Here is a 26,703-nt window from a genome sequence, read left to right as displayed (position 1 = left end):
CTAGATATTCCCGGGGAATTTGAAATTGGAGAAGAGGCAACGTTACTTCTAAACGTGGAGTCAGAGGATGCTGCTCGTTGAATGGCAGAAAACCTTATTAAAACGCTAATCAAATTAGGCGAATTTCCGGGAGCGTTATTGAGATAGTCAGCACTCCTAAATCAAAATGAAGAGGCTGCTTTTGCAGCCTCTTCATCCTTATTACGGATAGTGGAAAGAGACGGAATGGGATTGTCAACGGAAACGGTCTATAATAACGATAAGGATCAATAATAAAGGAATGAAAACAATGCGTGTGCTGATGATAGAAGATGAATTTTATATGGCAGAAGCCATAATGCAAATACTTAGGAAACATCATTACAGTGTCGATTTGGCGCAAGATGGTGAGTACGGAATAGATTGCGCGCTTACTGGTATTTATGATCTGATCGTTTTGGATATAATGTTGCCTAAAGTGAATGGGATTGAGGTGCTGCGAACGCTTCGAGAAGAGAGGATTACGATTCCTATCATTCTTCTGACGGCTAGAGATGCACCAGAAGAAAAAATACAAGGCCTAGATGCTGGAGCTGATGATTATTTGGCGAAACCTTTTCATCCCGGAGAATTATTGGCGCGTATACGTGCTTTAGGAAGACGGAAGGCGGAGTGGATAGAGGGGGGCGTTCTGACCTTTGGAGATCTAAAACTAGATCCGCAGACACTCAAGTGTTCTTGTTCAGGTCATGAGATCTCACTGTCTCTGAAAGAGGCTCAGATCCTGGAGATGCTGATTAAGAATAGTCCTCGTATTGTGTCCAAGGAGAACCTCATTGAAAAACTTTGGGGCTACGATACAGAAGCGGAAGGCAATCGTGTAGAAATTCATATTTCATTATTGCGAAAGAAATTAGCTCAACTTCACACACAGACTTTAATTCGAACGATTCGTCATGTCGGGTATGTGTTGCGCAACGAAAAGGAATGATTCAATTTGTTTTCTAAGCTACGGAATTCCATGTTATGGTTTAATCTGTTCGTTACAGGAATTTTAATTATCACAGCGTTCATGACGATTTATTGGAGTACGGCCAGTAAGGTTTTCTCTGACATCGACAGCAAGTTAAACATGTTGCCATCCGTTGATTTTTCCCTTGATGAGGAAGGCATTGTCGATATTGAATTAGATGTATCTGATACTCAACCTTCCAACGACTCCATTATGGTTCAAACCTCTGAAATGTTCAGTCTGGACATGGATGTGAATGGCCGCATTGTAGCCGTTGATTCCACATTCGATTTATCGGATCATGAATACGAACAAGTCGCTGAGCAAGCTCTATATCAAAAAAATAGCCGTCATCCTGTCAGTTGGCAAGGGAGGCAATGGCGTTTTAAGAACATACCTGTTGTGCCTGATAAGAATGTGGAGAACCAGACGGAAGTACGGAGTAAACTCACATTTCTAGATGTGACAGACAGTTATTCCTCTTTAACACGATTAAGAAATACACTATTGGCTGTAGGCGGTGGTGTATTGATCGTACTTTTTCTCATCAGCTATGTTTTTGCGAATCGTGCGATCCGTCCATTACAAGAAGCATGGGAAAAACAGAAACAATTTGTATCCGACGCCTCACATGAATTGAAAACGCCTCTCTCCATAATGAATGCCAACCTTGGGGTTCTGTTTGAAAATCAACAAGAAACGATAGAAAGCCAATTAAAGTGGATGGGTTACATGCAAAAAGGAATTGATCGTATGACATACTTAATCCATGACTTGTTGAGGCTGGCCAGGCTGGAGGACAAGAATCATCAACGTAATTTAATACCGTTTGATTTCAGCCAGATGATTCGTGACGTTTTAGCTCCATTCGAAGCTGCGGCCGTCGCCAAAAAGATAACATTTACACACGACATATCTGCGAACATTCTACTAAAAGGAGATGAGGAGGGTGTTCAACATGTACTGATGATCTTGCTAGATAATGCAGTGAAGTACGCAAATGAAGGCGGGAACATTCACGTATCATTGACCAAAATCAAGTCACAAATTCAATTGAAGATTTCCAACACGGGTTCAGGCATTCCTGATGAAGATTTACAGTATATTTTTAACCGTTTCTATCGGGCAGACGCTTCTCGCAAGCACGAAGACGGTAGCTTTGGTCTTGGTTTGTCGATTGCCAAGAGTACCGTTGAACTAATGGGAGGTCGCATTGCTGTTCGCAGCGAGGGAGGCAAATGGACTACATTTACCTGTGTTTTTCGAGGATGATGCGCATTTCTGCGATTCTGAGAGTGTGCCTCAACGGGTACTTTCTTTGTTTACTATACAATAGAACTTTATGGGGTTTTTGAATAGAGGGAACCTACATGTGTATGTAGACAAGTGTAAGTCGTATAAACCATTTTTGAAAGATCGATTTCTAATAACTGTTTAAAGCCTCTGCTGTGAGTGTACCCAAACTCATACAAGAGGTTTTTGTACGTAAGGAAGTCGATAAATTTATAGATGTTATATTAATTTTATGGACTTTTTTAACGAATGGATTCTGTCATAATACATATTGAAAGCGATTTCATAAAAGGGGGAGTGAGCTTGTTGAATCGATTAAAAGGCGGGAAAATCGTCTATACAGGTGCAACGATAGGGATGTTGACACTGCTTGCAGCTTGCGGTGGAAGTACAGAAGATGCAGATGGGTCAGGGAATGGTGATGCGGTAGAGCTGAGCTTCTGGGCTTCAGCGAACCCAGATCGAGATGACTTTAAATTAACGATGGATCGAGTGGAACAATTTAATGAAGAACACGATGACATTCAATTAAAGATTGAAACCACACCGCATGCTGACTATAGGACGCGGTTAAATACACAAGCGGCAGGAGGACAACTGCCGGACATTTTTCAAGTGTGGCCGGGAGCGGAACTTCAACCTCTTGTCGATGGGAATGCAGTAGGCTCTCTTAACGCTATTGTGGATAATTGGACTGACAATGGTTTGTTAAATGAAGACGCCCTAGCCGATTTTACGTTTGATGGAGAGGTATATGCCATTCCTTCTGTTCAGAATCCAACAAGCTTTGTCTTTTATAATGTCGATATGCTTGAAGAATTGGGCTATGATGAATTTCCGCAGACGTATGATGCGTTTAAGGAACTGATTACGGATTTACGTGGAGACGATACGACACCTATTGCTTTAGGCAATTCTGCTTCTTGGGTGCTACAATCGGTTTACATTTCTACAATTGCTAATCGGTTTACGGGCAATGATTTTATTCCACAAGTGCTTGAAGGAGAGCGATCCTTCACAGATTCGGATTTCGTTGACGCTCTTGGGGTGATAGAAGAGCTTGTTGAAATGGAAGCCTTTAATGAAGATTTGAACACGATTGATGATAACCAAATGATTGAATACTTTTTACAAGAGCGCTCTGCCATGGTCATTGACGGGAACTGGGGTGCGATTAGCATCTTGACCAATAAACCGGATGACATGAATGTTGGAATTGCTCCGTTTCCTTTAGGGGATTCAGGAACCATCTCCACTGTTTATGGGAATTCATGGTCGCTGAATGCAGACTTATCGGATGAAAAACGAGAAGCAGCCGAGACATTTTTAAAATGGATGTTTGATGAAGGATTTTATCAAGAGCTAATTGGTGTAGGCCGTGTCGTTGCTGCTGAAGTCGATATGCCTGAAGATGCGGATCTTGATCCACTCTTTTTAGATATGCTAGCACTTTCTCAAGAAGCTCCGCCAGCACCAGTGTATGATGCTGTACTTCCTCAGGCAGTAAACAACGTCCTGCAAAATGAGCTGCAAGCGATTACGATTGGACGATCAACGCCAGAAGAGGCCGCGCAAAATATCCAAAATACAGTAAACGCGCAATGATGCTATAGTAAAAGACAAAGAGCAGACCATTCTTCAGTAGAATCGTACTGCTCTTTTCCAACTACTCATATAAAGGGATTGTCGCTTACGATGAAAAATGGGGTGTCGTTTCGTCATTGGAGTTTACGCTGGAAGTCGATTTTAATTTTATTGTCACTGATTCTTATTCCTGCATTAACCATTAGCTTATTGGTTTACTATCAGTCTAATTCCATTTTAGAAAAGCAAGTCATTGAACGGAATGAACAAAATTTACGCCATATTGAGTCGAATTTGCTTGGGGTCATGGAAGAAGTAGAGGAGCTATCAAGTTACATTATCTACAGCCAAGAATTTCGGCAATACTTTACCCTCCCTGTTGAAGGCGATGGCAGTAATCCGGAAGAGATGCAGCGGCTAAGGGATCACATTCGTGGCTTCTTTACGTTCCATCTGAATAATAAGCCGTACTTTCACTCGGCGCAGATTGAAGGAACGAACGGCTCCCAACTTCATCTTGGAGAAAGGATAAGTGGGGATGAAACGAAGTGGGAAGAAGCGGCTAGAGGTGAGCTTGGAAGGGCAGTATGGACAGACCCTTATGTACTCACACGAAGCGGCTGGGAGACAGGAGAGTATACGATCGTCTCGCTTTTTCGGATCATTAATAATCTGTACGATATTACTGAACCGATTGGTGATGTACGTATTCGTTTAGATGAACGAGAGTTATTTTTTCACATCACAAGTGGCTATTTACATCCAAATGATGACATGATTTTGATGCAAGAAGAAGGTCTCGTGCTCTCTCATCGGAATGCCGATCTTGTTGGGGACCAGTTCGCTAATCAAGACGTTGTTAAGAACGTGCAAGAAGGAGCCACACTTTTTCAATATGAGGAAGATGGCGATGTGTATTATGCAGTGGTACGATACGTTGCGGGTACAGACTTATCCCTTATTTCAACTGTAAAAGAAGAGTTTATTCTGAATGAATTTCAAGGTATGCGGCAAACAATGCACATGATCATGCTTGTGGCTGGTGGGATTGGTCTTGTAGCCATTGTTGGATTTATGTTGACCATCATCAAACCCATTACAGAGTTAACAAAAGAGACAAAGCGTCTTGAGGAAGGGGATTTTGCTGCACGCGTGAAAGTGCGTTCGCAAGATGAGATCGGACAATTAGGATCTCGCTTTAATAACGCCGTTAGTCAAATTCAGCGATTAATTGAGACGAAATATAAACTTGAAATTCAGAATAAAGAGTCAGAATTAAAAGCGTTACAAAGCCAAATGAACCCACACTTTTTATACAATACGTTGGACATGATTCGCTGGACAGCAAGGCTGGAGAACGCATTTGAGACTGGAAAAAGTATTGAGCATCTGTCGAAGTTATTTCGGATTAGCCTCAGTCAAGGAAAACTATGTATCCCTCTCAAAGATGAACTGGCGTATGTTCAAAGCTATCTAGACCTGCAAAAACGGCGCTTGGGCAATCAGTTGACATTCTCTGTCTTTATGGAGGCAGGCATTGAAAGAAGCCTGACGTTAAAGCTTATTTTGCAGCCGCTAGTGGAGAATAGCCTTCGACATGGTTTTACAGAACTAAAGCAGACGAATGCCATCACTATTCGAGCCTATCGTGAGGGGGCGTCTGTTGTCATTGATGTGCTTGATAATGGCGTCGGGCTTCATATGGACGTAAACGCATTTAATCATGCATTACATGACCAAGATCATGGGGAGAAGGGTTTCGCCTTACGAAATACACACCAACGTCTCATAAAAACCTTTGGCTTCACCTGCGGGCTAACAGCAATGGAAACGGATGAAGGGGCACATATTCGTATTCGTATGCCATTCATAGAAAGTGAAGCGGAGAAAAAACGATTCGTTCACGAGGAGGATGTCGATCATGAGCATACGGATGCTAATTGTAGATGATGAGCCAGTGATTTGCCAAGGGCTCGTTCAAACGATTCCTTGGGAAAGCCTTGGCGTGCAGGAGGTAGACATGGCGTTTAACGGAAAGCAAGCGTTAGAAAAACTAGCACATCAACCATTCGATTTGATTCTAACGGATATTTCCATGCCTGAAATGGATGGGCTCGCGTTGGCAGAGCACATCGTTCATGAAAAGCCAGATACAAAGATGATCATTATTAGTGGTTTTGATCACTTCGATTATGCACGGCAAGCACTTCGGCTAGGGATAGAAGACTATTTACTTAAACCGGTGGATGTAGACGAATTAATGGCGCTCGTCAAACGAGTAACGAACAAGATTGTGGCACACAAAGAGCGGAAAAATAGTCTCCTTCAAGATTGGATGGCGCAACAGCTTCGTCATAGGCTTTTTCACGCCCCTCTATCTGAGCGGATAAAGGAAAAAAACGCACCATGGACGGGTCGTTTCCGGCTACTGATTAACGAGGTATCTGGTTACGCTTATTTACAGAATACCTTGCCAAGCGAAGCTTTTGAGGGTGTACAGGAGGAAGTACGACATGTTGTCGAAAAGAGATGTAGTGCCTACGGTATGGAACACGTTTCTCTTTATGGTCATGAAAATGAGCTATTAACCCTTGTGTATAGTGATCATTCCGACATGCTCGAAGGCGGTAAGCTTCGTGAGATATGGGAAGACATTATGGAACAGAGTCCCTACCCCATTCATGCGGTCAGTTCGTCAATCGGTCAGTCTTTATCCGGATGCTACGATCATTACCAGGAAGGGCTTGTCCTGCTTGATGTTGTGCGTGGTCAAGGGTGTGGCCTATTGATAGAAAGTCGAGAGCATGAGAGAGTAACCGTTGATTGGAAGAGTCACAGTTTGTGTTTATGGGAAGCGCTCCTCAAAGGGGATGAAAGCCAGCTAGAAGCGTGTATAAATCAGACGGTGACAAAGTTACTAGATAAAGGGCAGTCTTTCAGCCAAATGGTAGAAGCGTGCCAGAGTCTTGAAGAAGAGCTAAAACGAAAGCTGCAAGAACGATTTCCTGCCAAATCCTTTGATCGAGTGGCGCTACGGTTACAAGAGGAACTGGACCTACGTAAATGGAACACTCCTACCGCTATGAAGCAGCTTTTTCTTCGCGATCTCATCGATTTACTTGGCGAATTAAAAGAAGATGGACAGAACAACTGGATGATTGAAAAAATGAAACGCTATATTCATAAGCATTATCAGCACGATTTGCGGGCAGCAGAAGTGGCGGAGCGCCATTTTATTACACCTAATTATTTCAGTATGCTGTTTAAAAAGGAGACGGGGCAAAGTTTTTCAGAGTATGTTAATGGTCTCCGTATTCAAAAATCAGTAGAGCTGTTGCTGAACACGTCCAATAAAGTGTTTGAGATTGCCGAATATGTGGGCTACAAAGAATACAAATACTTTGTGCAAGTCTTTAAAAAGCAGGTTGGTTTAACGCCAACTCAGTATAGGCGTATGAATGCAACGCAAGAAAGAAGAGAAAAACAGATAGAATCGTAACTTTTCGGATTTTTATAAGAGAAGAGTCTCGTTACAATGATTCTAGAAAACGCTTCCAACATGAGGCGATGAAAGGACGTGATCCAGGTGCATTTATTAAAAAGCCGGTGGAAGATTGCACTTGGCGTAATTCCAGCGTTGCTCGTTTACTGTATCTTCAGCATCATTCCAATCTTTATCTCGTTTTACTATTCCTTTATGTCATGGAACGGGTTCTCGCCAATGGAATATGTGGGGCTTGCTAACTTTCGAGCCATTCTTAATGATTCTGTGTTTTGGCTATCCGTTCGGAACAATTTAATTGTTGTGGCAGCCTCTGTCTTCGGACAAATCCCGATTGCCCTCGTGCTCGCTTTGCTGTTGAATCGAAAAATCAAAGGAGCCAAGTTTTTCCGAACAATTGCTTTCCTTCCTGTGGTCATCTCAACGGTTGTCATTTCACTAACATGGCGTATGATTTACAACGTGGAGCAAGGGTTATTGAACCATCTCTTAAACAATCTCGGCTTAAGTGCCTTTGCGCAAAACTGGCTTGGCAACCCCGATTATGCGATGTATGCAATCGCAGCCGTTATAATTTGGCAGTTTGTAGGGCTTTATTTCATCATTTTCCTATCAGCTTTACAAACGGTACCAAAAGACATCTTGGAAGCGGCAGAACTAGATGGCGCCACTGAATGGCAAAAAACCCGTTATGTCACGTTACCATCCATTTGGGGTGTCATTATCATCGCCGTGATTCTTTGCATTAGCGGGAGCTTGAAGACCTTCGACTTGATCTTTGTAATGACAGGTGGTGGGCCAGCGAATGCCACGGAAGTAATGGCTACCTATATGTATACAGAAACATTCCAAGGGCTGCGCTATGGCTATGGCAGTGCGATTTCAGTTTTAATTTTCGTCTTTAGTATCGCCATTATCGTATGTGCGAATATGCTTCTAAAAAAACGTACTGGCACCAAACGGGCATAAGGAGGTTTACAGAATGCAAGTAGATCAACAACCAGTATCACCAGTCCCGAGAAAAGAAATAAATGAAAAAACAGCTTGGTTTAAGAAACGGGCATCGCGGTTGCTTATTTATCTGATCTTAATTACATTTGCGGTTATTAATGCCTACCCCATTGTTTGGATGATCCTTAATTCATTTAAATCAGGTCAGGAATTCGCTTTAAATCCATTTGGTTTACCGACAGAATGGGTATGGACGAATTATGTCGATGCTTGGTTTACAGCGAATATTAATACGTACTTTTTTAATAGTGTGTTTGTTGGCGGTGTCGCCGTTATCTTAACCGTCCTATTTGGTGCACTTGCTTCCTATTTCTTAGCAAGATTTCAATTTAGAGGCCAAAAGGTACTTTATTCATTTTTTATCCTAGGCTTGCTTGTACCGATTCATGCAACGCTTGTACCGATGTTTATTTTGATGCAAAACATTGGATTACTGGATACTCGATTGGCGCTCATTTTCCCGTATATTGCTTTCAATTTATCGATTACGATCTTCTTATTAACAAGCTTTATGAAGTCGTTTCCTCATGAAATTGAAGAGTCAGCCGTTATGGATGGAGCGGGGGTTTTTAAGATTTTCTGGTCGATTATTTTGCCAATGACACGCCCTGTTCTTGCGACCGTCATTATTATTAACTTCATTAATAACTGGAATGAGTTTAGCTTTGCTCTCGTCCTTATTAATGACGACCTCTTGCGGACATTACCACTTGGTCTTGCTAATTTTGCAGGCCAACACTCTACAAACTATACAGCTCAAATGGCAGCATTAACGATTGTACTCGTGCCGACTATCCTCTTCTATTTATTTATGGAAAAGCAAATTGTTGAGGGCATGACCCAAGGGGCGGTAAAAGGATAAAAGGTGTTTCAACTACAGTGCATTCTGATTAAAGAGACCCTTATCATAGACGTGGACGTAAATGGTTTGCCTATAGTGCAGAATCATGAAACGTGTTGTACCCTTTAAGAGTGTAAACCACGATTAAAACGCGGAAGAATGAACATCACTCTTCCGCGTTTTTTTAATGTGTTACTTCTTCTGAAAGGAAATTCGGTCGTTGCTGCTCGTGTTTATCAAGCATGATTTGCTCTGAATGGACACCTTGCTTACGTAACAATGAGATGTTTTCTACAAGGAAGTCATCGCTTCCGACAATATAGAAGAGTCCGTTTTTATCTTGGGCGAGATGTTTTACCTCTTCGTAATAAGCGGCTCGGTTATCGACAAATTGAGTTGTAAGCTTCTGATTTGGGTTACTTTCAAAGACGTTTGTGAATAAGAAAGCCCTTGATGAATCAACGTTTAAGGAATGAATCTGATTGACGTTGTCGTTACGCTGGAGATAATCAAGTACAAGTGGACGGAATGTAGCTAGACCAACTCCTGCTGATAATAAGTAAATGTTTTTGTTTTCTCGCTTTAGCGGTACATTGGAGTGGGTTTTGAAAAGAGCCACCTCATGCCCCACTTCGAGATTTCGTAAAATCGATTTAAATTCAGAGCATTGCTCTTTAATGCGAGTGGTAATACCAATGGATCCCTCATGGGGCAAAGTGGATATAGACATATGTCGAATTAAGCTACGGTTTGGCTTCTCATCGGCATTAAATCCCTCTAGCGCAAAGTGTGTGTGTGAGCCTTCTTCCCATGTAAACCCTTCAGGACAGTCAAGCATATAGGTTTTCACTTCTGCTGATTCTTCAATAATTTGATTAATCTTCGTCCAATAGATCTGCATATGATCGTCTCCTTTTCAGTGAGCTTCCTATTAGCAATAAGTATACTACGAATGATAATCATTATCAATTACTGATTTGAATCATTGACGCCAGATACTCTTTGTTATTTTTTTGTTTTTATCCAACATATTCTATTTTTCTTCGCTAGATATGGTGGTGAAGAGAGAAGATAATAGGATCAAGCACGATGAACTTAGGAGGAAAGCATATGGGTTACATCCACTCTGAGAAGAAATGGACAAAAGCGTGGAGACCGTTATCCATTATCGGATTTAAATATTTTTATGATGAAGATGGTGGTCTTTATCGTAAGGCCGGCAATAAATTAAAGCGCGTCAAATAATAAAGGAAGCTCTGTCAGGATGTCGATCATCTGACAGAGCTTTTTTGTTTAGAAGGAAGGGCTACAAGCGTTCATTTGAAAGTTGGATGATTGCATAGCAAATAAATAGAAGCCGAGTACACTATTTCCAATTTTAAATAGATTGGATTCTAGCTTTTTTTCTTCAGTATATGAAAAGAATTAAGAATCAGAAGACAGGTGACAAAGGCCTTGAAGCCTTTTCAACGAAAGAAAGATCGTTTATCCTAAAATGTAGAAATAAACAACTAATGATCCATACATAAAAAAATACCCTGATCCGATAGAAAGGGGAGATGACGGTGAAAACGTGGCTTCGGATAAGTATACTTTACGCAGTGTTGCTAATTGTAGGATGCAATACTGCCAATGACCAACAAGAGCCTGAAGAAGAGGAACAGGAAGGCCCTAGTACTGAACAACCATTAGCAGAGCATGAAGGAGTGGGCAATGAGGATGATCGTTTAGCTGTGGAACATGAATTTACAAACAACTTTTTAGTGGAGACCGATGTGGAGCCAGGATTTCATCAAATGAGAGGGAAGCTTGATGGCTTTGAGATGCTAATTCCGGAAAATGGGATTATCCCTTCTATGCTTCATGTAATTGAAAACAATAAAATTGAAACTTTAATATATGCTATCAATAATAACCTTGAAAAAAAACAATACAACGTACAAGTCATATATCAAACTAAGTATCCTCAAGAATTAAAACAAAACTATCTAAATGTCTTTAAAGACGAAATGGGCTTTGAAGATGAATATGTACGTGTAGAAGCCAACGATCTGGAAATTTATTACGGTAAGGTTGAAGACAAGGACGAATACGGCCCTGTTTTAAAGTATTTTGGTTATCTTTTTTCAAAGGAACAGAATCAGGCCATTAGCTATGAATTTATGGCTATGTGTCAAGGGAAAGATGAATGTGATATCTCACTTGAAGAGGAAGCGGAAGTGGCGGAAAAGCTAATGTATTCTATTCGTTTACTTGATTCATAGAAAAAGAGTTTTAAAATATATGAATAGACAAAAAATAACATTCATACATAAACAACTCTAATCCTTTAGAAAGGAGAGATGACGATGAACAAGTGGCTCCGTATAAGTACACTTTGCGCAGTGCTGCTAATTGTAGGATGCAATACTGCCAATAACCAACAAGAGCTTGAAGAAGAAGTGAACGGAGAAGAAACACAGGAAGATTCTAGTACTGAACAAATGCTGGAGGACGATGAAGCTGAACAGGAAGGAGTGGGCAATGAGTATGATCGTCTAGCAGTGGAACATGAATTTACAAAAAGCTTTTTAGTGGAGAGCGATGTGGAGCCAGGTTTTCACCAAATGAGAGGGAAGCTTGATGGTTTTGAGATGTTAATTCCGGAAAATGCCATTATACCCTCTATGCTTCATGCAATTGAAAACAATGCAATTGAAACACTTATTTTTACGTTTAATAATCATAGTGAAAAGAAACAATACCATGTCAAGCTGATGTACTACAGTAAATACCCTGAAGAAGTAAAACAAAACTATTTAAATGTCTTTAAAGATGAAGTAGGTTTTGACGGGGAATATCAATATGAGGAAGCCAATGATTTAGAAATGTATCACGAGAGCTATGAAGACGATGGGGATAACGGTCCTGTTTTAAAGTATTTTAGCTATCTTTTTTCAAAACACAGGAATCAGGCTATTTCCTATGAATTTATAGGTGTTTGCCAAGGTGGAGGAGAATGTTCCCTCAGCCTTGAAGAGGAAGCGGAAATGGCTGAAAAGCTAATGTATTCTATTCGTTTGTTAGACTAATAGGAAAGATAAGAAGCTCTTTCAACAAAAAAGAAGTTTGGATATCTTAAAATAGGAAATAAACAAATAATTATTCATACATAAAATGAAATGATACCCTGATCCGTTAGAAAGGAGAGATGACGGTGAAAACGTGGCTTCGTATAAGTATACTTTACACAGTGTTTCTTATTGTAGGATGCAATACTGCCAATAACCAACAAGAGCTTGAAGAAGAAGTGAATGGAGAAGAGACACAGGAAGATTCTGATGCTGAACAAACATCAGCAGACGATGATGCAATACAGGAAGTGGAGGGCGAAGTGGAGAATAACGAAGATTTTCTAGCGGTTGAAGATGAATTTACAAAAGAGTTTTTGGTGGATACTGACGTGGAACCAGGTTTTCACCAAATGAGAGGAAAGCTTGATGGTTTTGAAATGGTGATTCCGGAGAATGGGATTATTTCCGATCTGCTTCATGATATTGAAAACGATGCAATTGAAACACTTATTTTTACGTTTAATAATTTTAGTGAAAGAAAATTGCATGATGTTAAACTGATGTATTATAAAAAATACCCAGAAGAAGTAAAACAAAATTATTTAAATGTCTTTAAAAATAAAGTAGGTTTTGACGGCGAATATCAATATGCGGAAGCCAATGGTTTAGAAATGTATTATGAAAGCTTTGAGGATGAGGATGACTATGGTCCGTATATGCGATATTTTGGTTACCTTTTTACCGAGGATAGGAACCAGGCGATTTCATACACGCATACTGCGATGTGCCAAGGTGGAGGAGAATGTTCCATCAGCCTTGAAGAAGAATCAGAAATAGCGGAAAAGCTAATGTATTCTATTCGTTTGTTAGACCAATAGGAATGATAAGAAATTCTTGCAATAAAAAAGAAGTTTGGATATCTTAAAATAGGAAATAGACAAATAAACAAATAATTAATAATACATAAAATGATACCCTGATTCGTTAGAAAGGGGAGATGACGGTGAAAACGTGGCTTCGTATAAGTACACTTTGCGCAGTGCTGCTAATTGTAGGATGCAATACTGCCAATAACCAACAAGAGCCTGAAGAAGAAGTGAACGGAGAAGAGAAGCAGGAAGATTCTGATGCTAAACAAACATCAGCAGATGATGACGCTGAACAGGAAGGGAAGAGCGAAGGAGTGGAGAATAACGAAGATTTTCTAGCGGTTGAAGATGAATTTACAAAAGAGTTTTTGGTGGATACTGACGTGGAACCAGGTTTTCACCAAATGAGAGGGAAGCTTGATGGTTTTGAGATGGTGATTCCGGAAAATGGGATTATTTCTGATCTGCTTCATGCAACTGAAAACAATGATGCTGAAACAGTCATTTACACGTTTAATAATGATCGTGAAAAAAAACTATACGATGTTCAAGTTATGTATCAAAGCCACTATCCTGAAGGATTAGAACAAAGTTATTTGAATGTGTTTAAACGTGCTAATAATTTTGAAGGGGAATATGAGTATACGGAAGTTAATGATTTGGAAGTGTATTACGGGAGCTATGAAGATGAGGATGAGTACGGCCCTTATTTGAAATATTTTGGTTATCTTTTTGCTAATGATAGGAACCAGGCGATTTCATACACGTATATTGCGATGTGTCAAGGAGAAGAAGAATGTACTTTTAGTTTTGAAGAGGAAACGGAAATGGCGGAAAAGCTAATGTATTCTATTCGTTTGTTAGACCAATAAGAAAGGTGATTGGGTATGAGCAGTGTTTTTGACGATGAAATGGTGCAAATGCGAATTACAGACCTTGAGTATCAATTCCCGGAGATGACCGATGAGGAGATTATTGAAGCGATTGAACGAATATACCTTGAAGAAATGGGGAGGCCCATTAACACGAAGATGAATATTGAGAGAATGGAGAATTATTCCTTTACCGCAGGGGTGAAGGGGACAGCAATTGTCTTAGCTAATAAAGAAGATCCGGATGAGGTGAATGAAGTGGTATTTATCTCACGGGGGAGTGTTTCCACTGAAGACTGGATTGACAATTTGTTTGGTGTGGGTGTCGGCACTGGAGGTGCTCAATATGCAGAAAACACGCAAGCTTTTCTTGAGCAAGTGACCGAAAAAAATACAATAGAAAATGAGATCCCCATCTCCGCTCTCGCTCATTCAAAAGGCCACAATACGGTAGCAGCTATCCAACTAAGAGATAATTATTTTTCACAAGTAAACACATTTAATGGCGCCCAGTCTAATGCTGTCCAGCAAATACGTTATGACAGAGACTTTAGAAGAGCGGTAGAAAGGGAATTTAATCTCCCTCGATTAAATACGGAATCTGTCCAATCCATCCCCCCTGCAGAACTAGAAGCGTTCGCTAAGGAGTATTACAAAGACAAAGAGTCTAGTATCCATCAAACCCGCTCCAAGAGTGATTTTTTGTATGCGCTTGATTCCTTTCCGTGGATGTTTGCTGTGGGCAATGTTACAACGTATCGTACAGACCATGAGAACAAAGGGTTTGTGGGGGCAGTGGAAGCGATTCCTCAAGAAGACCTGCAGGCGTTGCTTCATTTTCTAGCCCCGTACGGCCATGTTTATGGGGATGAAGGGGTTGCTGGTGTCATGGACGAGGCGTTTAGCGATGCATTGACTTATTACAAGGATCATCCTAACGCTGATCCGCTTGATTTTGATACGATGAAATCAACAGTCTCTGTTCTCGTCGATGAGTTGGAAACCGCCGGGTATTTGTCTGAGGAAGATGCGAGCCAGTTGAGATGGGAATTGCAAATTTTTCTGACAGCAACAGAAGGGGTTTATATGAGGGTTCATGAAGGTGAAGGTACGTCAATTTCTCGATTAGTAGAAGATGCTATTTTTACTGGGGTTTCATATAAGTTAATGATGGAGAATCAAATTGCCTCGATCAATACGCTGTTTGAAGGAGTGGCCAAATCGGCGGAAGCGCACCATAAGCTTGAGGCGCTTATGAATGAAATCGCCGAGGGCAAGTCTTATCATGGTGGCGACTTGTATTTGGAAGGTTCAGCTGGTGGGGACGAAATTAAGCTTAATTTGAGCAAGACGTTAGACGCGTATGAAGCAGTGCAGAAGGTTCTCGATCAACAAGATACGCTGCTTGAACGCTACTTGGCTATGATGGAGCATGAGTATATAGACTTTTATCAACATAAGAAGAAACAATTAGCTTCAAAGATGAGTGTGATGGAGAGCAATTACCGCAGTTATCAGCATTTGTTGCCTAGCTCTTACGGTGGGCTTATCACCAATTTGCATTTTCGTGAATCGTTTTTGCCGCTGGAAGGCGCGCCACTTGAAGGGGTTGCTTCGTTAGTCAAGCAAAATCGGGAGTCCATCGGTGAGAAAGCGGAGGCGATGCGTCAAGCAGTGGAAGAGATGTTTGATGTCGACTACAATGTGGCGGGCATGTTTACTTATTTATCAGGTTGAGGGAAGTGTCATCGATGAATACATTTGGTTATAGTGGGACCTATACGCTTGAACAAGCACGAACACACGACGAGAAACGAAACCTTGTGGTGGAACTGTTGCAAACGAAGATGGACAAGCTTGGCGAGTTGAAGCAGGATGTCCAAGGCATTCTTGACTCGAGCAAAGGGGAAATCATTTTGGCGACTATTGAAGAGTTGGAGTCAGAGGCGGTAAAAGGACAGGGCCGGATCCAAACGGCGGTTGACGAATTGATTCGCTTTCATTGGAAGTTTGAAGACGTCATCGATCATGGGAAAACGCAGCCGTTTACGATTACCTATACAGAAGTGCCAAAGGATTAGCACTAGCTGTTGATCGGCTTCTAGTTGAAGGCCATCACTTCTTGAGTCCTATCAAGAAGACGAAATAAAGGGCAATCATTTAGCAGTAAGTCTATTTTCTATAGGCTCATTTGTTTGCCTAAATAAAAATAAAATAATTATTTTTATAAAAGATGCTTCATAAGTTGCTTGTCAACACGGTTAAAGTATACGAAATAGAGCTGTTTGATTAGAACAATTATTCTGGTTCGAAAGAACTATTTGAAGTGTGAGAAAATTAATAATATCAGTACTATATTACCATTTTACGAAAATATGTAAGATGATGGTTGACTAGTAAAATCTTCACTGGCTACCATGAGACTATAAAACGAAAAAGGAGGAGTTAATATGTCTGGATTGATTCGCGTTACACCTGAAGAACTTTACCAAAAAGCTGATGACTATAATCGCTCAAGTGGAGAGGTGCATGACCTCATAAGCAGGTTAGATGGTTTCAGAGATCAGCTACAAGGTATGTGGGATGGTCAAGCTTCTGAAGCGTTTGTTCAACAGTATGACGAATTAAAGCCATCCTTTGTCCGTATGGGCGATTTGCTTGGCGAAGTATCTGAGCAGCTACGCAACAGTGGACGGACCCTTGAAGAAACAGATCAACAAATTGCAGGCAACATTCGCGGTTAATTGGTCAGGAATAGAAACAACTGTGGGCGCAATTTTTTTACAATTGCGTCCTTCCTTATGAAAGGGTGGCATTTGATGTACATCACTGTAACGGTTGACATGAAACGGTATTCAGGAAAACGGTTTGACTTGCGGCTATCTGATCAATATACGGCAAAAAAAGTCGTTGATCTTATTTGGAGCATCGAGGAGCTTGAAGTTCCTCAGCGTGATGGGAGTTGGATCCGTGTTCAAAACAAAGAAACTCATGTCTACGGTAGCCAAGTACTCGCTGAACGTGGTGTAACAAATGGAGACCGCATAGAGATTTTATAGCACTGGTTGAAGGGATCGGACATGGAATGGACAAAAAGCGATTTTATTTGGAAGAGCAGACAGGTGCAAACTTTATTAGGGACCCTGAAACAAATACATACACACTAACATTTCAAACTGCGGAAATTAAGCAATCTCATTCGTTAGAATCGGAGTTGTTAAAGCAACAAGATCCGCTCCTCAAACGTACAATTGCTGAAGATGAAGATGAGCTTGTGATTACTGTTCATCCACAAGAGACAATGTTGCCTTTTAGTAAATTTCGAAACAAAGGTGACTATGCAAAACAAGTTATTGGCTACTCACTTATTCGTGCAGTTGTGGAGCATTCTAGTTCCAGACTACACTTAATTGTTTGTCCGGAGAATGTATTAGTAACAGAAGGGCTTGACATACACTTTATTCATTATGGCATTAAAGAAAGTCTTCCGCCTTATGAAAAAAATGAAGATAAGCTGTTTGCGGAGCTAAAGACAACATTGCTTGTATTGCTTGATGGTGAGTATCGCTTTAGTGAGTACATGAGTTTTACAGACACGATGAAACTATCGGTACGAGCAAAAAAATTGCTAGAGACTGAAACAATTGATGCGCTTTTGAGTTGTGTCGAGACGTGGATCCATGAAGAAGAACAGCGCGCTAGACAAGTACATATGGTGCCGAAGAAAAAGTGGCGCTTGCAAAAAAGTTTGTTTTTTGCTGTGGCAGGGTTGCTTGTTCCGACTATTATCTATACCATCTATGTGCTTTTTTTCCTTCATCCACGTTACGATGCTTTTATTGCCAGCAATGAAGCCTATATCAATAGTAACCCTAGTGAAGTCATTACTGCCTTGGAACCATATAATCCGAGCCAAATGCCTCGCGTCGTACAGTACCAGTTGGCTCAATCCTATGTCGCCAATGAAGACTTGAATATGGATCAAACAGCAAATGTACAAAATACCTTGACCCTTCAAGCAGAACCGCTCTATTTTGACTATTGGATCATGATTGGTCGTGGTGATTATGAGGAAGCAAACGAAATCGCACGCCAATTGCAGGACGGAGAACTAGAGATGTATGCCAATTTAAAGTGGCGAGATGCCGTTCGTCAAGATACTAGCTTGTCCGGAGATGATCGTGAAGAATTACTGAACGATATTCAAGCGGATATTGACCGTTATCTACGAGAGCAAGAAGAACGGGAAGCGGAAGAAGCGGACGCAACTGCAGATGACACCGAGGCTGAAGAAGACAATGAGGCGAATTCTGAACCAAATGAGGACGAAGAAAATGAGCGTGACGATGACGCTGAACAAAACGAAGAAGAAGAGAACGAAGATGAATAGGGGCGCACGTAGGAGGTGGAACAATGGATCGATTATGGGTATTTTATGATAAGTATGTGCAGCAGCTTGAATTAAGCCAAACAGAGCGTTTGTTAGGCTCAAGCGAGGACGTCGACTTACTCGTTCCGCCTCTCCGAGCTAAGATTATCGCTAAAATCGCTCATGACCAGAAGCAATGTGTACTTGATAGTGAAGGTATAGGTGAGCATATTCTAGCTGCCGGTGAGACCTTTCAATATAAAGAAGATAACGTTCTTTTTACATTCGTGTATGAAAGCGAACCCATAAGCGAATGGGTGTATTACATAGGGAAAGAAACGTTCCTTTCGATCGGGCACGAGGGTTCAGCTGACATCGTGTTGCCGAAGGAAAGTCCTACTTCGTCATGTGCATTAATTAAGCAAGACGACTGTTGGTATGTGTACCCAGAAAAGCATGCCCGTGTGTTTATGAATGGAGAAATTCTAACAAAGAAGCAACCAGTAAAAAATGGTGATATCGTATTACTTGGCTATACAATGTTTGTTATTAAGGAAAGCGATTTATTGACGATTGAATCAACGGAGCCTATACAAACGAGACTCTCTCGCATAGCCGTTCCTACTTCCGAAAGTAAAAAGAAGTACCCTGAGTATCGTCGAACGCCGCGAATTATTTATGAAGAACCAAAAGAAAAAGTGAATTTCTCCATTCCGGGTCAGGAGTTGGACGATAACCATCGAGCCCTCTGGCTCATCGTATTGCCACCATTAGCGATGCTCATTGTAATGGGAATCGTTGCTTTGCTCATTCCCCGGGGGATTTTTATCATTATTTCGGTGACGATGTTCACCGTAACGCTCATTACTTCGACGGTCAATTATTTTCGAGAACGGAAAATCCGCAAACAAAAAGAAGAAAAGCGTCAACGTGTTTATACTCGCTACTTGAAAGAGAAACGGGTCGAACTTCAAGAAATAGCTGATAAGCAACGGCATGTACTCGACTATCATTTTCCATCTTTTGAGGAAAGTAAATACATGGCAGCTAACTTAAATCGTCGTATCTGGGAGAAAACGGTCGGTGACGATGATTATTTGTATGTCCGTGTTGGAAAATCGTCCATCCCAAGTAGTTTTCAAATTGGTGATCCAGGTGGCGATTTAGCGAATCGAGATCGTGACGAGCTGCTAGAAGAAGGCGAAACGTTAAAAGAGCATTATTCCTATATTCATGATGCGCCCCTTAGCCTCAGCTTAGCGAGCGGTTCTATTGGCTATGTCGGCCAACTAAAGACAATCCAACGGGAAGTCGCTCAAATGGTCGGGCAACTTACTTTTTTTCAAAGTTACCATGATCTTCGTTTCGTTGCTGTTTTCAACGAAGATCAGTATGCAAGTTGGGAATGGATGAAATGGCTCCCTCATTTTCAATTGCCGCATATGTATGCAAAGGGATTCATCTACAATGAACGGACACGGGATCAACTGTTGACATCCATTTATGAAATGGTACGAGAGCGGGAGTTGGAGCAAAGCCAAGGCAAACCAAAGCGTTTCATGCCTCATTTCGTTTTTTTAGTCGCCAATCGCAGCTTGATTAGTGACCATGCAATCATGGAATATTTAGAGGGACCGGACAAGCTTCTAGGGATGTCTGTTATTTTTCTCACGGATGCACAAGAAAATTTAACTGAATATGTTCACACAATCATTAAGGCCGTCAATCAAAAGGAAGGCGAAATTGTCATTCGAGAACGGAAAGCGGAACATAAACGCTTTACCTTTGATTCGCACGATGCAATGACCAATGAGTGGTATGCCCGCTTGCTAGCATCATTGAATCACCAAAGAGGTATGAGTCGATCGATACCGGATATGGCTTCTTTTCTTGAAATGTTTGGCGTCGATCACACAGAAGAATTAGCAATAGAACGCCGGTGGGAAACGACAAACAGCGCCGAATCACTTGCAGTGCCTGTCGGATTTAAAGCGAAGGATGAACTTCTTGAGCTAAACATCCATGAGAAGGCTCATGGGCCCCATGGTTTGCTAGCAGGAACAACCGGTTCAGGGAAAAGTGAGTTTCTGCAAACGTATATTTTATCGTTAGCCGTTCACTACCATCCCCATGAAGTCGCTTTTCTTCTTATTGACTATAAAGGTGGGGGAATGGCACAGCCATTTAAAACGATTCCTCATTTGCTCGGAACGATTACGAATATTAATGATAGCAAGAACTTTAGTATGCGAGCGTTGGCATCCATCAAAAGTGAATTACGAAAACGGCAGAGATTATTCGACCAAAATGTAGTAAACCACATTGATGACTATATGGAATTGTATAAAAATAAACAAGTTATGGAACCAATGCCTCACCTATTCATCATATCCGATGAATTTGCGGAATTAAAAAACGAGGAACCTGAATTTATTCAAGAACTCGTAAGTGCAGCACGGATCGGACGGAGCCTAGGTGTCCACCTTATTCTTGCGACACAAAAGCCAGGTGGCATCATTGACAACCAAATTTGGAGCAACGCTCGTTTTCGCGTCGCGTTAAAAGTACAAGACGCACAAGATTCGAAAGAAATTTTGAAAAACCCCGATGCGGCTAACTTAACTGTAACAGGGCGGGCTTATTTGCAAGTTGGTAATAACGAGCTATATGAATTGTTTCAATCTGCATGGAGTGGTGCGCCGTATTTGCGAGAAACTCATGAAGGTGAAGAAGATGTTGCCTTAGTTACGGATGCAGGGCTAGTACCTATATCCAACGTCCAAACAGTTGCTAGTAAAAAAGTAAAGAGCATCACGGAAATGGAAGCGGTTGTGAAAGAGATCGAAGTAACAACGGAGCGTTTAAGCATACAAAAAGCGTCAAGCCCATGGCTTGAACCGCTTGAAGAATGGCTTCCCCCTGTACAAAAAGATACAGAGGCAGGTATGTTCCCTCTGGCACTTGCGGATGAGCCAGAAACACAAAGGCAATTCGATGTTCAGTATGAATGGCTAAAAGACGGTAATATTGCTGTCTTTGGATCTGGTGGATATGGGAAATCGACAACGCTAATGGCATTAATGCTTTCTTTTGCCAAGTCGTTTCATCCAGAAGCGCTTCACTTTTACATTTTTGATTTTGGAAATGGGGCGTTGTTACCGTTTAGGCAGCTACCTCATACAGCCGATTACTTTAAAATTGATGAAAAACGTAAAATTGAGAAAGCGATTGCCTTGCTAAAAGCAGAGATGGACGATCGCCGCGAACGATTCCTCGTTCAAGAAGTCAATAGTTTGACGATGTATAACCAAACAGCAACAGAGCCTTTGCCTGTTCTCTTTATCTTTATTGACAACTTTGATTTGATCAAAGAGGAATATGAGCAATTGGAATCCACATTTATTCAATTTGCTCGCGATGGGCAATCGTTAGGAATTTATGTAAGCTTAACAGCTACAAGAGCGAATGCCTTGCGTCAGCCGCTCATGAATGCGATGAGAACGAAAATTGTCCATTTTATGAATGACCGAAACGATGTCATTACATTGCTTGGTCGGAGTAAGTACGAAATCGAACCAATACCTGGACGCGCCATCATAGCGAAAGACAGCCATTCCTTTACACAACTATATTTGCCAGAAGCTGGTGAAAATGACATGGAAATGATGGAAGCAACAAGACAGGCGATCGCCCAATTAGGACGGCGTTACCAAGACGCTAGGCTGCCGGAAAAAATTGCAATGTTGCCTACACAGCTTTCGTTGGAAGCTTTCAGAACACGCGTTGGCGATCCAGGCGACAGTATTCCTTTTGCTCTTGATGAAGATACCGTTAAGCCAGTATTCTTACAATCAAAATCGGAGCCGCATTTAGTAGTTGTTGGGCAGCCAAGGAAAGGGAAGACGAACGTTGTCAAAGTTCTATTAAACTACTATTTGCAACAGGAAGTGGAGGAGATTGGACTAGTTGATGGCGTGGACCGCAAGCTGTCTGCTTATGTAGGACAGAAGCTTATTTCCTATATAGATCAAAAAGAACAGATAAAAGACTGGGTGTCAGCGACTGAAGAAAAAATGACTGTTCGAGAACAAGCTTACATGGATGCGTTAAACAATGGAGGAACGGTCACCGCTTTTCCACCAGTGTTATTAGTAATCGACAGCCTCATCCGTTTCCAACAAACAGTTGATGCGACCATTCAAGATAAACTAGCGAAGCTAATCAAAAATTCGAGCCATCTAGGTTTTCGAATGATTGTATGTGGCAACTCTGCAGAATTCACGAAAGGCTTCGATCCTCTGACTGCAGAATTGAAATTGGTGCGTCACTATATAATCGTCATGAAAAAGTCAGACCAAACCCTTGTCAATCTTTCTTTCACGCGAAATGAAGAGGAGATCGCCCCAGGTTTTGGTTACTATGTCGTCAATGGAATTGAGACAAAAATTAAAATACCAGAAGCTCCATAACCAACGGAATTTAAGCGAGGTGGTTTACGTGCAGAAAAAACATATCGTCAAGCTGTTATTGCTTGTAGCAATCATCATTGCTATCCCTTTTGCCTTTTTTCAGTACATAGGGCAAGAACCTATGAGAGAAGAATTAAAAGCATCCGGCAAAATGGTAGTAGTTAATGAGGACAACGGATACCAATATGAGGAAAATGAACCACTTATTTTAGGTAATGATATTGTATCCACATTGCAAGGTGACTCGGAATATGAATGGGTAGTGGCTGGTAGAGCTTCTGCTCAAGCTGGATTAGCGAACCAAGAATATGACGCGATTGTCTATATTGATTCTTCTTTTTCCGAGAACATTATGTCGTTTCAAGATTCACTCCCAAATCAGGCGAGTGTAAATTATGAAATCTATAACAATTTAAATGCAGAGAACCAAGAACGGGTGCAAAAAGAATTAGAGAGTGCCCAATTAAAAATGAACCAGCAAATTAGCACACAATATTGGCGCTATGTATCCGAGGAAGTGGACCGAGTTAGAGGAAACTTTACTGACGTGTTGCAAAAAGAAGTTGACTTCTTAAATGAAATGTACTCATTTTACTCGCCAAGTTCACAAGAATTAGCTGAGGAAATTGAGGTGCAGCGAAGCCGTCTTGATCAGTATTTTTCAGCTACTTCGGATACAGCCAATTTATCTGAAAGCTCTCGTGCGAATCTAGAAGAAGCCCAAGAGGGATTTAACGAACTTACTGATGCAATGGATCTTTACATGAATTATCACAATGAGCAAACAGAGATGATGCTACAAGCGAACACTCAAAATGGCGACCTTGTCAACCAAGCAGTGAATGAGTTTCAACAAGCTTTACAAGTAGGAAGCGGAAATGTACAAGAAAGTCAGAGTGTTTTTGCACCACAATTTTCCAATGATGGTGACAGAGTGGTTTCTTTGCTCGGTAACTGGGCCATCGGTTCGTATAAATTTACTGACGATATGAATCGATTTAATCGCGACATTAACCAAGTATATGCTGCCCAAGACGAAGCAGTTGATCGCATACCAAATGCACAGGCTGAACTAATCGGACAATATGCAAATGCAACGCAAGAAGAACGGGCAGAAGGGCAGTTCCGCCAAACGTTGTATGTACGCTACCATTTATCAAGGGACGAGGATCCACAGGAAAGCCCTTCTCGACCTGAACAGCCGGAAGAAGTGCTAGAGCCGATTGATGAAGATCTTCTAAACGACATAGAAGAAACGATTGCTGAAATCGAAAAATTAGTCGGTAGATTAAATCCTGGAGAAATAGACATTCCAGAACCTGATCAAACAGAACCAGAATCACCGTCAGAACCTGATCCGGATAATGGAGACAGTGATGAAAATGAGCAACCAGCGCCAGGAGATCGTGATGATAATGGAAACGGTGATGAAGATCCCCCTTCACAGCCAACAGAGCCTCCAAATGAGGAAGAGAATAACGAAGGCGGGAATGAAGAGGAGGAAAGAGACGAAGAGTCTGAACAAGAGCTTCCATTAGAAGAAGAGGAGCAAGAAGATTTAAATACAGCTCTTTCCTTTACGCCGTACCGTGCAGAATTTGTTACTTTTTCTCAGGATGAACTGCAACGGGTATGGACAAAGGCAATGGAACTACTTAACAACATGGAACCAACATTAAAAGTAGCGCAGTGGAGAATAGAGGACCATAGAGAAGTGACCGAGGCATTTCTTGATTATGTAGAAAACCTTGAAGACTATGCATCACGTTTGGAACAATATGTTGAACAGCTTGAAGCGCAAGTGATTGACCCAGTTATTGAGGAAGTTCGCAAGCAAGAACAAGCCGTTTTCAACCGAATTGGTGCATCGCCTTCCTTAATTGACAGTCCAATCCTGTCAACAAATGTACAAGAACTACTTACCTATTATGGAGAATTAGCCAAATTAGATTGGGCATATAGTCAGCTAGGTAATTTAAATCAAGACCGAGTGAAGCAACTTGTCGATGAAGACAATCGTGTCCGTGAGGTTCAGGCTACCATTGATAGGGCACGACAATCCGTCAGTTCGTTTATGGGCAACCAAGCGCAGCTGGAGGAAGCCCAACAATCCGTGGAGGAAGCAGAAGTAGAGTTTACTCAATTTGTTGCGGATGCAAATAATGTGCTGAACGAGTTAGAGCAATCAATTGCTCAAGAACAACAAGCCATTCTCGAAGAAGTGGCGGCAATGGCGGAAGCGAGTAACGCTATTGGCGGGAATCTATCTGAAAGCTATGAAGCGATTACTATAGAACCAGCACCGGTGGATGGCTTAAATGGGCAAATGGTCGTTTCCAATCAACAAATGTCATTAGATGAAGTTCAACAATTAGGAGCATCCGTTGAATCTCTTAGCAACCGCCAAGATGATATTATTGCTCAAACAGAAGATCTTCATAGCAATGTGACTGAAGTTCAAGCCAAATCAGATGATTTGAACTCAAGATGGTCAGACAACGTTCAAACAACGGAACTGGTTTACGAAGACATTCACACGATTTTAGCCAATGCTTTGACTGATGGCCATCACAATGACTATGTCTATAACCATCTTTCCAGTCCTGTTGGTGTAAGTGGAGAGCAAGGAACGGGACCAGCTGAAAGGCTAACACCACCAATCGTTGTGCTTGTCATTGTATTACTATCAAGTTTGCTGATTGGGTTTTTAACACACCACTATAGTTCGGTGCCAATCTTGGTTAATCTTTCGTTGTTTAGCATGTTATCAATCATTGTTGGTTTAGTCATAAGCATTTATGGCTTATCAATTTACACGATGAGTGGAAGCCAATCGATACAATGGACCATTATTACGGTTCTCTTGATCTTGGCAACAGCTGGCCTAATCCGTGTTGCCTTTATGGCTGGTCCGTGGGTTGGATGGCTACTTAGTGTTGCGTGCGTCCTATTCTTTACAAGCCCGCTCCTTGATATGGCCATGCCAAATTTCAGTACGAATAATCTAATTGCGGAACTCTATATTTCCATTCAAGCAAGCTCGCAAAATGCATTTCTTACAGGCATGCTTCCATTGGTGCTCATTGCAGCGCTAACGATTGCCGTTCCAATCGTTCGTCATGCGGTCGTAAACCGCAAAAAAGAAGAGGATGACGTTTATGAAATGTAAAGCCATGGTTACGGGGATAGGAGTATGTTCAGTGCTACTCCTGTCTTCGGTAATGCCAAGCTTTGCCCAAGAAGAACGAGTGGAACCTGGTGTTTATAAAGAGCGGGAAGTGTTGTTAGAGCTCCGTCAATACAAACCAGAAGCGGAACAGCGGGAAATTAGAGTGCCTGAAGAACAAAAAATACTCACATTTACTCAGCCTCTAGAAGAAACATACACGGAACTTCAAGATACCTTGTTTGCAAGTAATGCTGAAGCGAACCACGAGGAAAATGTAGCTGCTAGCGCCGGGTTGTTCAACGAGGAGAAAGTGTTGGCGCGGCATGTGGTGCCGGTAGAAGAAAATGGAAATGTGCTACCATGGATATTAGCAGCTGTAGCGACGGTGCTTGTTTCGATTTTATTGATTTATATTATTCCTAAAACGGCGCAATTAAATGAGTAGCTATGTGTCCAATAAGCTGAACGATAAAACAGGTTAAACGACACGTATAGAGGCTTCCCCCTCCACATAGTGCAGTAGTAGAAGCAGGCAACATTTAAAAGTTCGTTTCTATTATGAGATGTTCGAAAGAGGATTAATACATCTACACAAAGAGCCTTTTGGTTGCTTAAGCAACCAAAAGGCTAATTTTTGTGAGTAATTTTACTAACTTGAAACTTTTTATGGGCTGTAGTCA

Annotated in this window: 21 protein-coding genes; 20 read left to right on the top strand and 1 reads right to left on the bottom strand. The window is 41.4% G+C overall.

The window, feature by feature from the left end:
• Positions 1 to 289 precede the first annotated feature (289 nt).
• The 7 genes from PQ477_RS05310 (at position 290) to PQ477_RS05280 (ending at position 9,243) form a co-directional block, all read left to right on the top strand.
• Positions 290 to 970 carry a response regulator transcription factor gene (locus PQ477_RS05310; protein WP_274273094.1) on the top strand — a complete coding sequence of 227 codons (681 nt, stop codon included), beginning with the start codon at positions 290 to 292 and terminating at the stop codon, positions 968 to 970.
• Between the two features lie 6 nt (positions 971 to 976).
• The gene (locus tag PQ477_RS05305) at positions 977 to 2,263 is read left to right on the top strand and encodes a sensor histidine kinase (protein WP_274273093.1); all 1,287 of its coding nucleotides are present in this window, start codon (positions 977 to 979) and stop codon (positions 2,261 to 2,263) included.
• 327 nt (positions 2,264 to 2,590) lie between these two features.
• The gene (locus tag PQ477_RS05300) at positions 2,591 to 3,889 is read left to right on the top strand and encodes an extracellular solute-binding protein (protein ID WP_432813889.1); all 1,299 of its coding nucleotides are present in this window, start codon (positions 2,591 to 2,593) and stop codon (positions 3,887 to 3,889) included.
• 90 nt (positions 3,890 to 3,979) lie between these two features.
• Positions 3,980 to 5,818, top strand: a complete 1,839-nt coding sequence (locus PQ477_RS05295) for a cache domain-containing sensor histidine kinase (RefSeq protein WP_274273091.1) — start codon at positions 3,980 to 3,982, stop codon at positions 5,816 to 5,818.
• On the top strand, positions 5,790 to 7,367 hold the full coding sequence (locus PQ477_RS05290; RefSeq protein ID WP_274273090.1) for a response regulator transcription factor: 1,578 nt from the start codon (positions 5,790 to 5,792) through the stop codon (positions 7,365 to 7,367). Before PQ477_RS05295 ends, PQ477_RS05290 begins: the two co-directional genes overlap by 29 nt.
• An 87-nt stretch (positions 7,368 to 7,454) precedes the next feature.
• Entirely contained in the window at positions 7,455 to 8,339 is an 885-nt protein-coding gene (locus PQ477_RS05285; RefSeq protein ID WP_274273089.1) for a carbohydrate ABC transporter permease, read from the top strand.
• 13 nt (positions 8,340 to 8,352) lie between these two features.
• Positions 8,353 to 9,243 carry a carbohydrate ABC transporter permease gene (locus PQ477_RS05280; protein WP_144560085.1) on the top strand — a complete coding sequence of 297 codons (891 nt, stop codon included), beginning with the start codon at positions 8,353 to 8,355 and terminating at the stop codon, positions 9,241 to 9,243.
• Positions 9,244 to 9,406: 163 nt separating this feature from the next.
• On the opposite strand, the gene PQ477_RS05275 is transcribed toward PQ477_RS05280, so the two are convergent.
• The gene (locus PQ477_RS05275) at positions 9,407 to 10,123 is read right to left on the bottom strand and encodes a dihydropteridine reductase (RefSeq protein ID WP_274273088.1); all 717 of its coding nucleotides are present in this window, start codon (positions 10,121 to 10,123) and stop codon (positions 9,407 to 9,409) included.
• A 209-nt stretch (positions 10,124 to 10,332) separates the two neighbouring features.
• On the opposite strand from PQ477_RS05275, the gene PQ477_RS05270 reads away from it, so the two are divergent.
• The 13 genes from PQ477_RS05270 (at position 10,333) to PQ477_RS05210 (ending at position 26,468) form a co-directional block, all read left to right on the top strand.
• The gene (locus tag PQ477_RS05270; protein ID WP_269083173.1) at positions 10,333 to 10,467 is read left to right on the top strand and encodes a hypothetical protein; all 135 of its coding nucleotides are present in this window, start codon (positions 10,333 to 10,335) and stop codon (positions 10,465 to 10,467) included.
• A 320-nt stretch (positions 10,468 to 10,787) separates the two neighbouring features.
• Positions 10,788 to 11,486, top strand: a complete 699-nt coding sequence (locus PQ477_RS05265) for a YvcA-related protein (protein WP_274273087.1) — start codon at positions 10,788 to 10,790, stop codon at positions 11,484 to 11,486.
• Between the two features lie 84 nt (positions 11,487 to 11,570).
• Positions 11,571 to 12,293, top strand: coding sequence for a YvcA-related protein (locus PQ477_RS05260; protein ID WP_274273086.1), 723 nt, complete (start codon positions 11,571 to 11,573; stop codon positions 12,291 to 12,293).
• 125 nt (positions 12,294 to 12,418) lie between these two features.
• Positions 12,419 to 13,153 (top strand): YvcA-related protein, encoded by a 735-nt coding sequence (locus PQ477_RS05255; protein WP_274273085.1) that lies wholly within the window; start codon positions 12,419 to 12,421, stop codon positions 13,151 to 13,153.
• 125 nt (positions 13,154 to 13,278) lie between these two features.
• A complete protein-coding gene (locus PQ477_RS05250) occupies positions 13,279 to 14,016 on the top strand; it encodes a YvcA-related protein (protein ID WP_274273084.1) in 738 nt (245 codons plus the stop codon).
• A gap of 15 nt (positions 14,017 to 14,031) precedes the next feature.
• Entirely contained in the window at positions 14,032 to 15,753 is a 1,722-nt protein-coding gene (locus PQ477_RS05245; protein WP_274273083.1) for a DUF6792 domain-containing protein, read from the top strand.
• A 14-nt stretch (positions 15,754 to 15,767) separates the two neighbouring features.
• Complete coding sequence (locus PQ477_RS05240) at positions 15,768 to 16,097, top strand: hypothetical protein (protein WP_038483656.1); 330 nt, start codon at positions 15,768 to 15,770, stop codon at positions 16,095 to 16,097.
• 369 nt (positions 16,098 to 16,466) lie between these two features.
• A complete protein-coding gene (locus tag PQ477_RS05235; protein ID WP_035397432.1) occupies positions 16,467 to 16,760 on the top strand; it encodes a WXG100 family type VII secretion target in 294 nt (97 codons plus the stop codon).
• A 75-nt stretch (positions 16,761 to 16,835) separates the two neighbouring features.
• Complete coding sequence (gene yukD, locus PQ477_RS05230; RefSeq protein ID WP_035397435.1) at positions 16,836 to 17,075, top strand: ESX secretion system protein YukD; 240 nt, start codon at positions 16,836 to 16,838, stop codon at positions 17,073 to 17,075.
• A 26-nt stretch (positions 17,076 to 17,101) separates the two neighbouring features.
• Complete coding sequence (gene essB, locus PQ477_RS05225; RefSeq protein WP_274273082.1) at positions 17,102 to 18,406, top strand: type VII secretion protein EssB; 1,305 nt, start codon at positions 17,102 to 17,104, stop codon at positions 18,404 to 18,406.
• Positions 18,407 to 18,429: 23 nt separating this feature from the next.
• Positions 18,430 to 22,854, top strand: a complete 4,425-nt coding sequence (gene essC, locus PQ477_RS05220) for a type VII secretion protein EssC (protein WP_274273081.1) — start codon at positions 18,430 to 18,432, stop codon at positions 22,852 to 22,854.
• 28 nt (positions 22,855 to 22,882) lie between these two features.
• On the top strand, positions 22,883 to 26,023 hold the full coding sequence (gene esaA, locus PQ477_RS05215) for a type VII secretion protein EsaA (protein WP_274273080.1): 3,141 nt from the start codon (positions 22,883 to 22,885) through the stop codon (positions 26,021 to 26,023).
• On the top strand, positions 26,013 to 26,468 hold the full coding sequence (locus PQ477_RS05210) for a YueC family protein (protein ID WP_035397442.1): 456 nt from the start codon (positions 26,013 to 26,015) through the stop codon (positions 26,466 to 26,468). The genes esaA and PQ477_RS05210 overlap by 11 nt, the downstream gene beginning before the upstream one ends.
• Positions 26,469 to 26,703 lie beyond the last annotated feature (235 nt).

The organism is Shouchella hunanensis (assembly GCF_028735875.1).
In the GTDB taxonomy this organism is placed as follows: domain Bacteria; phylum Bacillota; class Bacilli; order Bacillales; family Bacillaceae_D; genus Shouchella; species Shouchella hunanensis.
This window is presented reverse-complemented; position numbering and strand designations above follow the sequence as displayed.